Origin of the sequence: Roseibium sp. TrichSKD4, from assembly GCF_000148725.1 — a bacterium.
GTDB lineage: Bacteria > Pseudomonadota > Alphaproteobacteria > Rhizobiales > Stappiaceae > Roseibium.
The window spans coordinates 1-1,107 of record NZ_GL476308.1 but is presented as its reverse complement, the minus strand read 5'-3'; the positions used below and the strand labels follow the sequence as shown (position 1 = coordinate 1,107).

Below are 1,107 nucleotides of genomic sequence, written 5' to 3'. Positions count from 1 at the left end.
CTCACAATGTCCATAACGAAAATGGACATTATCACCCCACTGCGCTCCCGTCAGAGCGGGAATACCGAACGCTCACGACCGTTCTTCTCGGCGAGGGACTGAACGTTGGCCTGAGCAAAATGGCTGCCGCGACCGCGAACCACGAGTATTCCCAGTTGTCCCGCCTGTCGCGCTGGTTTGTCGAAAGCGACGCGATCAACGAGGCACTGGCCATCGTACTCGACGCGCAGTCCAGGCTTCCCATGGCCCAACACTGGGGTTCGGGGCAAACTTCCTCCAGCGATGGTCAGTTCTTCCCGACCACGAGACAGGGGGAGGCCATGAACCTCGTCAATGCGAAGTACAACACGCACATACCGGGATTGAAGGCATATACCCATGTTTCCGACCTGTACGGGCCGTACTGGATCAATTCGATCCCGGCCACGGTGAGTGAAGCACCGTACATTCTGGACGGATTGTGCCTGAGCGAGATCGGCAAGAAAATCAAGGAACACTATGCCGACACCGGCGGGTTCACCGATCTCGTATTCGCCGCCTTCGCGCTTTTGGGCTATCGCTTCATTCCCCGTATTCGCGACCTGAAATCCAAGCGGTTCTATGTCTTTGATCTCAAAAGCGTTCCGAAAGAACTTAAGTCCCTTGTCGGAGGCAAGGTCCGGGAACAGACCTTCATCGACAACTGGGGCGATGTGCTGAGGTGCACCGCCACGATGCGGTCAGGCAAGGTGCCACCAAGCCAGATCCTCAAGCGATTGTCAGCCCGGCCGCGCAAGAACGATCTGGCCATCGCGATGCGGGAAATCGGACAGATCGAACGGACACTGTTCATCATCGAATGGGCGCTCGATATGGACATGCAGCGCCGCTCAACTGTCGGGCTGAACAAAGGCGAGGCACACCATGCACTGAAGGATGCCTTGTGGATCGGTCGCCAAGGCGAAATCCGGGATCGGACCACAGAAGGTCAGCATTTCCGTTTGGCCTGCCTGAACCTGCTCACCGCCATCATTGTCTACTGGAACACAGATCAGCTCGGCAAAGCAGTCCTGCGGCGCCGAAGCGCAGGACTGGATACGCCAGAGTACCTGCTCAGGCATATCTCGC

Annotated in this window: 1 protein-coding gene; it reads left to right on the top strand. The window is 57.4% G+C overall.

The window, feature by feature from the left end; genetic code table 11:
• Positions 1-1,107 (top strand): Tn3 family transposase (locus TRICHSKD4_RS05570; protein ID WP_139051987.1); only part of this gene is annotated, 1,107 nt, incomplete at both ends.